Here is a 6,729-nt window from a genome sequence, read left to right on the forward strand (position 1 = left end):
AGGAAATGTCGATAAATAAATTTGTAGAGAATCCAATATTATTGATTTAATATCCCGCTAATTAAATTGAGCCAGCAAATATTGTAAATCATCCGGATAGGCATGATTAATAGTTTGTAGTTCATGGAACGGCTTCCACTCGGATTCTGCAATAATTCCATCAGGATCATTGATTCCGCTACTTTCACCAATCTTTTCTACACGAAAGTAATATATTTTTACCTGTATTCCTTTAATTGTTGTCTCTTTAACTCTTAATTGCTCAACGACTTTCACGTCATATCCCGTTTCTTCTTTAACTTCTCTAACACAACATTCCTCAGGGCTTTCGCCCTCCTCAATCCCACCTGAAGGTACTGCCCAACCTTCTGACTCGAAACTTTTAACCATTAATATTTCCATATGTTCATTAATACAAATACCAGCTGAACCTATCCATCTGTCCATATTGATATCCCTCTACTCTCCAATAAAGTAATTTTTGCATTAAATTTTCATTTGCAAATTATTAACATTGAGTAAAGAAAACAGGTTTTCACTTGAGAAAGAAAGTACATCACAAAGACAACCAAAATAGCTACATAGATTTTCTTTCACCTTTGGGAAATCAAACCCATCATAAGTCAGGGGATTTCTATTAAAAGTTTCTCTAATTCATCATCCACAGAAAAAGTTGAACTAACACTCATAAAAAGCTCTTTCAATTTCCCAGCCGATATCCTTATATTTTCAACAGTAACTTCTGTTGGAACTGTCGATAAGTAGTCTTGGATAAAATGGGGATCTAACGTTTCATATTCCTTGAACTGATGAAGTTTTTTATCTTCATTCATTGCTTGAACTAGTAAGGTAAAGCCCCTCATGTCCTCCAGCATTTTAAGTGCATAAATCATGTTATTTCGCTTCAATTCTTTCTCTAAAGCCAAAGAACAATAAACAAATTCAAATGGTACATCCATACCGACATTATATTTTACAGGACGATTTAAAAAGTGTTCATTTTCAGCATCCATCTTCTCTTTAACAACACCTGTTTTATCAATAATCACCTTCCATAAAGGAGATTGCACGGATAGAAGAACTCTTGGAACAACAGAGACATTGAACTCAAGTCCATTGTCCAATATTGCAATAAGTAGAAAAATATCTTTACTAAACTGCTTTTCTTTGACATAGAGAGGATTGAAAATCTCTAATGTCTCTCTAATAAAATCCTTCGTTCTTTCCGCATCTTCTATATCTGAAACCGCAACCATTAAATCAATATCAGAAAATTCGTCTTTGTACCCAATTACTCCTGAACCTAATTGGACAACCCCTTCCACTAATTTAGAAGAGTCGAGTGCTGTAATAACATTATCAAAATATGTCTGTCTTTCTTCAAAAGAATACATTTTTTCTCTCCCCCAATTCGATCAAGACTGCCACATCTATCTAAGCACTTCATTTAAAATAATTGTGTTCAAATAGGAATACTTTTTTCCTTACCATGTAATCTTAATCACTTTCACCACAAACTTCGCAGATAAATAAGACAGCGGAATCACGCCGAAGATTAAAATGAAAATGCTGATTGAATCGCTATATCCGTTCCAAAAATATTGGTTCCAGACGTACGCAAGTATCCGGAAGTACACAACAAAAAATCCGATTGCGATGGCGACAAGGCCAATCTCGCCCAATACAGATTGCAGCGAATCGGCCTGTTTTTTTCTGTTCAAGTAATCCTGTTTGTTCAAATGCTCCTGGTCCTCCATGAACTCCCCCCAGTTTAGAAAATAGGAAGCCAATTCATATTTGAATTGGCTCCGCGTTTCCCATTTAATCACTCAATCATTCGCCGGATGGCAGCATAAATTTCCTTCCCCTTTTTCGAGTGCCGCCTGTAAACTGGAAAGAACGTCGCCCCACGCCATTTGATGCCACTCGATCGCTTCCTTCCATTCATTCTTGTCCTGGAAGCCGATATGCTCAACCGTCACTTTTGTTATTTCTTCCTCCATTGATTCAAATCGCACAAAAACTGTTGTCAGGTCATCTTCTTTGTTCATGATCGCTTTAAATTGATCGGGACCTTGCCAGGTGAATGCCAATTCCTTCTGCGGCACTAGAGATACAATTTTGCACCCCACTGTATTCATGCCTTCTCGGTTGCCAGGAATGAAATATAATTCATATGCCCCGCCGACTTCGGCTTCTACTACCGCCTCCGGTGCGAACCACTGCGATACGCGATCCGAAATAGTCCAAGCCAGCCACACCAAATCAATTGGTGCTTGGATGGTGACTTCATTAATAACCCCTTTGCTTGCTACTTCCATTTCTCTATCCCCTTATTGATCCGTAGTTGTTTTCTTTCTAGAAAATCGAACGAAATAGTAAACTGCGCTTGCCATGAAAATAATTGAAATTACGATGAATAATGTCACAGACACCGGGTCACCCGAGGCATTATACCGGTCAGCCAATAACCCTTCTTGAAAGAGCATTTGCGAGAAAATGAACAGCAAAAATAAGGAACTGAACAATAGATACAGCACCGTTTTCATTCTCTCCTTAAAGAAAAAGATGGCGACAGAGTTGATTAGAATAAGAACAAACAAATAGTAATAGATGCTCCCAAACATATTACTCGCCTCCAAATCAGCAACCGCCTTTCAACCGCTTACATAGATCTTGCAATCTTGACGATTTCTTCCTCCGTCAAGTTGCCCTCAATGCTGAAGTAATGGCTTTCTGTCATCCAAATTAATTGGCGGAGATTGTTTTTGTACGTGATTAAGCTCCCTTTATGGGCTCCGATAATCCATTCTTCTACTTTGGAATCATCTCGGTCTGCCACGATGCCAAAGCTGAAGGATTCTGTACTGCTGAGTTGCGTAATGGTGAACTCCCGATCCTTACCGGTATAATTCAAATAGATTTCGTTGCTCATCTCATTCTGTTTTCGTATTACATCCACATGCGATAATTCAAAGTCAACAGGAACTACAGGGAGGATGATCGGGAAGTCCGTTACCGACTGTGCTTCTTCTACACTCAGCTGCTCTGCTTCATATTCGGGGGTCTCAATGACTTGAAACGCAGTGGCATCCAGCACGTCCAAACCGATAGTTTCCGCCTCCTCCGAATTTCCGCCCATCAGTTGAATGACCGAACCTTGAATCTGTTGAAACCATACAACTATGTTTCCATAAGCAATTCCGTTTCCAGGCGACCAAATGAAAAAAAGCACCATACAAGCGGCCGCTAAAGACAGTAGCATGCCCCAGCCTTTCATTTTCCGGCGAGGAGGGCTTGGATTTCTTCCGCCTTCCAGCCGCTTCCAAGCCTCCTCGATGGTCACCTTCGAAAAGGGCTGTCGATGGACTTGCTCTTGCAGTGCTTCCCGAATGAGGTCATCGAAATCCCGATCTTCATTTTCCGACATCCAGAATCGCCTCCATCAATTCTTCTTTCTTTTCGATCGCCGCTCTCAGTTTTAGTTTCGCACGGTGCACCCTTGTCTTAACAGTTGCAATGTTGACATCTAAAGCTTCTGAAATCTCTTCATATGTCAAGTCATCGAAGTAATAAAGAAAAAGGACAACTCGGTGATTTGCTTTTAATTTATCAATCTCTTCCTGTAAAAGGGAACGTATTAGTTTTCGTTCCGCTGCCGTTTCAACAGAAGAGATCGGGATGTGCTCCACTTGCAGGAGTTCTCTGTTAATAAAGACGTCGTCTGCGGCAAAATCATTCCATCTTTTCATTTTCCTCAAATAATCGATGGCCGTCCGGGTTGTAATCGTTGTCAGCCAGGCACCAATTTTCTCGATTTCATGAATGAGATGTATATTGCGGAAAGCCTTCAGGTAGCTCTCCTGGAGAATGTCCTGTGCCAATTCAGGATCTTTTACAATAAAATAAGCTGTATGATAAACACGGTCATAATACTTTTCGAAAATAATTTTCTCTACTTCAGGCGTCGTTTTTTCCTCTTCGGCGAGCACCTTTTTCAACAAGTCGACCACCTCTCACCTCGTCAGAATACAGTAAGAACTATTCCTTATATTTCCTTCACTATACCGCAAAATCTTGGTATAGAGTAGAGTATTTGGAATGATTTTCTAATGTTAAATTCTTGAACCGAGATGATCTCATTTTGGATTGAATCACCCTATCTACACATCAAAAAAGCCGGCAGTTTTTTTGCCGACTTTTCATTTCCAGGTGTATGACTAGTTAAAAATCCATCCAGACTTTAATTGCCGTTCCAAGAATCAAGACGGCCAAAATAGCTTGCAGAACTTTTGTATTCACTTTTTGCCCCATCTTCGCACCCAAAGGAGCCGCCAATAGTCCTGCGAGGATCATGACGGCTGCCGGCCCGTACAATACTTGCCCGGTTGCAACTTTCCCTATCGTGGAACCAATCGAGGAAATGAAGGTAATGGCAAGGGACGTGGCGATCGTCACCCGGGTTGGAATCCGTAAGACAACAAGCATGATCGGAACGAGGATGAAAGCCCCTCCTGCCCCGACAATTCCTGCGGCCATTCCTACTAGGAGGGAGAGGAAAGCCGCGAGCCATCGGTTAAACTCCAACTTGTCAGCCGGTATCTCATCGACATTTTTCTTTGGGATGAACATCAGAATAGCGGCCAGAGTCGCCAATATGCCATAAACCAAATTAATGGATCCTGCTGTCAGCAAATTTGAACCGAAGCCGCCGATAAAACTGCCGAGTAAAATAGCAGTTCCCATATAGGCGATCAGTTTCTTATTCAAATAACCACTTTTCCGGTATGCCCACACGCCCGACATGGTTGTAAACACTACTTCTACTGCAGTTATCCCTGAAACCTCATGGGACGTTAATGCAGTCATGCCAAAAAGAGGCGGAATAAAAAGCAACATCGGATATTTAACAATGGCACCGCCGACCCCAACCATACCTGAAATAAAAGATCCGATGAATCCAATAAAAAATAAAGTTATCATGAATTCAAATTCCACCTAGCCTCCTCCTTCCATGTATTCAAAAAAGAACAAGCGCGGAAAAGAACACTTATCCGCACTCGTATTAGCAAAGTTTCCACATTCAAAAGCTTCACCCTTTTTTAATCCAGAATGTAAAGACGCCTGCCTCTTCTTTCTGGTCAATCATTTCGTGGCCGCCAGACTTTGCCCATGCGGACAAATCAGCTACTGATCCTTTATCCGTCGTTTGGATTTCCAGAACCTCTCCCGCTTCCATTTCTTTAATCGTCTTTCTAGCCCGTACAACTGGCATCGGGCAGGCTAACCCTTTTGCGTCCAATACTTTTGCAATGTTCATTCGTCTCTCTCCTGTCTCTTTTTTATTTTTAATTAGCGTACCGCACAACGGTTCGGTCCAATTTCCATTTCACGCTGTGCATCAATGTCCGGGGTGATTTTCCCCATATTCGTTTGACGGATCTCTTGATAGGCATTCGGTTGTGGCGGAAGATTATCGGTCACCAATTTCCTGAATTCCTTCTCATCCGCAATGTTCAATCCATGGTTTTTCGCAAACAATGTGCCTAGTTTTTCAGACACGCTGCCGTCTTCGTTTAATTCCTCAATAATCATGAAGTGAGCCGGCAGAACGATCAATTCTTCAGCGAGTGCGCGGTATCTTTCATAAAGCGTCACCCGCAGGTCACCGACCCAGTCCTCCGCAAGACCCGCCAAATCCGGTCTTCCGATGGAATCGATGAACAGAATATCTCCAGATAACAGATAAGCGCCGTCCACGATGAATGATGTCGATCCGATCGTATGTCCAGGCGAGTAGATCGGCTGGATATCAATTTTCGATTTACCGACCGTAATGACGCGCCCTTCCTCAAGCGGCTCGTAAGCAAACGTCACTTCTGCTGCATCTTTTGGCGGCAACCAATATGTGCCTCCTGCTTGCTCGGCAATTTGACGGCCACCGGAAATATGATCCGCATGCAGATGCGTATCCAACACGTTCGTAATCTTCACGCCCAGTTCGTCTGCGAACGAAGTAAACACATCCGTCATGCGTGTTGCATCAACAATGGCAGCTTCACCTTCCGAGACGATCATATAGGACAAGCATCCTTTGCCGATCCGGACGAATTGATAGATAGCGCCGCCTTCTTTCAAATCGCCTACCTTAACAGGCTCAAGATGTTCACTCCAAGCCTTCATGCCGCCTTTCAAATAATGCACATCGCGGCCTTCTTCTGAAAGCATATCCGCGACCATGATCGAAGAACCTTCCTTTGCACAAACGACGACAACCGGACGATCTGTCGGCAATTGCTCGAGAATATGTTCCACACCATCTAACAGATCGAAGTAAGGAATATTTAAATGCTGCACTGATTCCCCTTCAATCTTCCAATCTTTAAACGCATCTTCATTCCTGACATCCAGAATGAAAAACGGTTCTTTCCTGATTACTTTTTTAGCGATATCGCCTGCTGTCAATGGAGTTACTGCCATTTCTTTTCTACCTCCTAATTAGTTCATAGATTTTTGAATAGATCCATTCCATCCGCTCATACCTGGAACAACATTTTTCACATTGCGGAAGCCAGCATCGGCGAATTTTTGCGCGGCCATGTCACTGCGGTTTCCTGTACGGCAAATGACATAAAGGCTCATTTCCTTATCTAAACTGTTCATGGCAGTTTCCAAGTCGCCGAACGGAGCGGATATTGCTCCTGGTATATGGCTAAATGCGTACTCAGC

Annotated in this window: 11 protein-coding genes; all 11 read right to left on the reverse strand. The window is 42.3% G+C overall.

What is annotated here, in order from left to right; translation table 11 throughout:
* Positions 1-57: 57 nt before the first annotated feature.
* Entirely contained in the window at positions 58-447 is a 390-nt protein-coding gene (locus tag NCCP2222_RS11110; protein ID WP_248512365.1) for an NUDIX hydrolase, read from the reverse strand.
* A 176-nt stretch (positions 448-623) separates the two neighbouring features.
* Positions 624-1,394, reverse strand: a complete 771-nt coding sequence (locus NCCP2222_RS11115; protein WP_248512368.1) for an aminoglycoside 6-adenylyltransferase — start codon at positions 1,392-1,394, stop codon at positions 624-626.
* A gap of 90 nt (positions 1,395-1,484) precedes the next feature.
* Positions 1,485-1,829 carry a hypothetical protein gene (locus NCCP2222_RS11120; RefSeq protein ID WP_248512370.1) on the reverse strand — a complete coding sequence of 115 codons (345 nt, stop codon included), beginning with the start codon at positions 1,827-1,829 and terminating at the stop codon, positions 1,485-1,487.
* Positions 1,830-2,321, reverse strand: coding sequence for an SRPBCC family protein (locus tag NCCP2222_RS11125; protein WP_248512371.1), 492 nt, complete (start codon positions 2,319-2,321; stop codon positions 1,830-1,832). It lies immediately after the preceding gene.
* Between the two features lie 12 nt (positions 2,322-2,333).
* Positions 2,334-2,627: a hypothetical protein gene (locus tag NCCP2222_RS11130; protein WP_248512372.1), complete on the reverse strand. Its 294-nt coding sequence runs from the start codon at positions 2,625-2,627 to the stop codon at positions 2,334-2,336.
* A gap of 38 nt (positions 2,628-2,665) precedes the next feature.
* Complete coding sequence (locus NCCP2222_RS11135) at positions 2,666-3,430, reverse strand: DUF4367 domain-containing protein (protein WP_248512373.1); 765 nt, start codon at positions 3,428-3,430, stop codon at positions 2,666-2,668.
* Positions 3,417-3,992 carry an RNA polymerase sigma factor gene (locus tag NCCP2222_RS11140; protein WP_248512551.1) on the reverse strand — a complete coding sequence of 192 codons (576 nt, stop codon included), beginning with the start codon at positions 3,990-3,992 and terminating at the stop codon, positions 3,417-3,419. Before NCCP2222_RS11140 ends, NCCP2222_RS11135 begins: the two co-directional genes overlap by 14 nt.
* Positions 3,993-4,224: 232 nt before the next feature.
* Entirely contained in the window at positions 4,225-4,983 is a 759-nt protein-coding gene (locus NCCP2222_RS11145) for a sulfite exporter TauE/SafE family protein (RefSeq protein WP_248512552.1), read from the reverse strand.
* Between the two features lie 109 nt (positions 4,984-5,092).
* On the reverse strand, positions 5,093-5,320 hold the full coding sequence (locus tag NCCP2222_RS11150) for a sulfurtransferase TusA family protein (RefSeq protein ID WP_248512374.1): 228 nt from the start codon (positions 5,318-5,320) through the stop codon (positions 5,093-5,095).
* 32 nt (positions 5,321-5,352) lie between these two features.
* The gene (locus NCCP2222_RS11155) at positions 5,353-6,480 is read right to left on the reverse strand and encodes an MBL fold metallo-hydrolase (RefSeq protein ID WP_248512375.1); all 1,128 of its coding nucleotides are present in this window, start codon (positions 6,478-6,480) and stop codon (positions 5,353-5,355) included.
* A gap of 18 nt (positions 6,481-6,498) precedes the next feature.
* Positions 6,499-6,729 (reverse strand): rhodanese-like domain-containing protein (locus NCCP2222_RS11160; RefSeq protein ID WP_248512378.1); only part of this gene is annotated, 231 nt, incomplete at its 5' end.

It is taken from the genome of Sporosarcina sp. NCCP-2222 (assembly GCF_023168145.1).
Classification (GTDB): domain Bacteria; phylum Bacillota; class Bacilli; order Bacillales_A; family Planococcaceae; genus Sporosarcina.

Excerpts from the sequence above, each read along its gene's own strand:
- NCCP2222_RS11110 (WP_248512365.1), bottom strand. The coding sequence starts at position 447 with ATGGACAGATGGATAGGTTCAGCTGGTATTTGTATTAATGAACATATG.
- NCCP2222_RS11115 (WP_248512368.1), bottom strand. The coding sequence starts at position 1,394 with ATGTATTCTTTTGAAGAAAGACAGACATATTTTGATAATGTTATTACA.
- NCCP2222_RS11125 (WP_248512371.1), bottom strand. The coding sequence starts at position 2,321 with ATGGAAGTAGCAAGCAAAGGGGTTATTAATGAAGTCACCATCCAAGCA.
- NCCP2222_RS11130 (WP_248512372.1), bottom strand. The coding sequence starts at position 2,627 with ATGTTTGGGAGCATCTATTACTATTTGTTTGTTCTTATTCTAATCAAC.
- NCCP2222_RS11135 (WP_248512373.1), bottom strand. The coding sequence starts at position 3,430 with ATGTCGGAAAATGAAGATCGGGATTTCGATGACCTCATTCGGGAAGCA.
- NCCP2222_RS11145 (WP_248512552.1), bottom strand. The coding sequence starts at position 4,983 with ATGATAACTTTATTTTTTATTGGATTCATCGGATCTTTTATTTCAGGT.
- NCCP2222_RS11150 (WP_248512374.1), bottom strand. The coding sequence starts at position 5,320 with ATGAACATTGCAAAAGTATTGGACGCAAAAGGGTTAGCCTGCCCGATG.
- NCCP2222_RS11155 (WP_248512375.1), bottom strand. The coding sequence starts at position 6,480 with ATGGCAGTAACTCCATTGACAGCAGGCGATATCGCTAAAAAAGTAATC.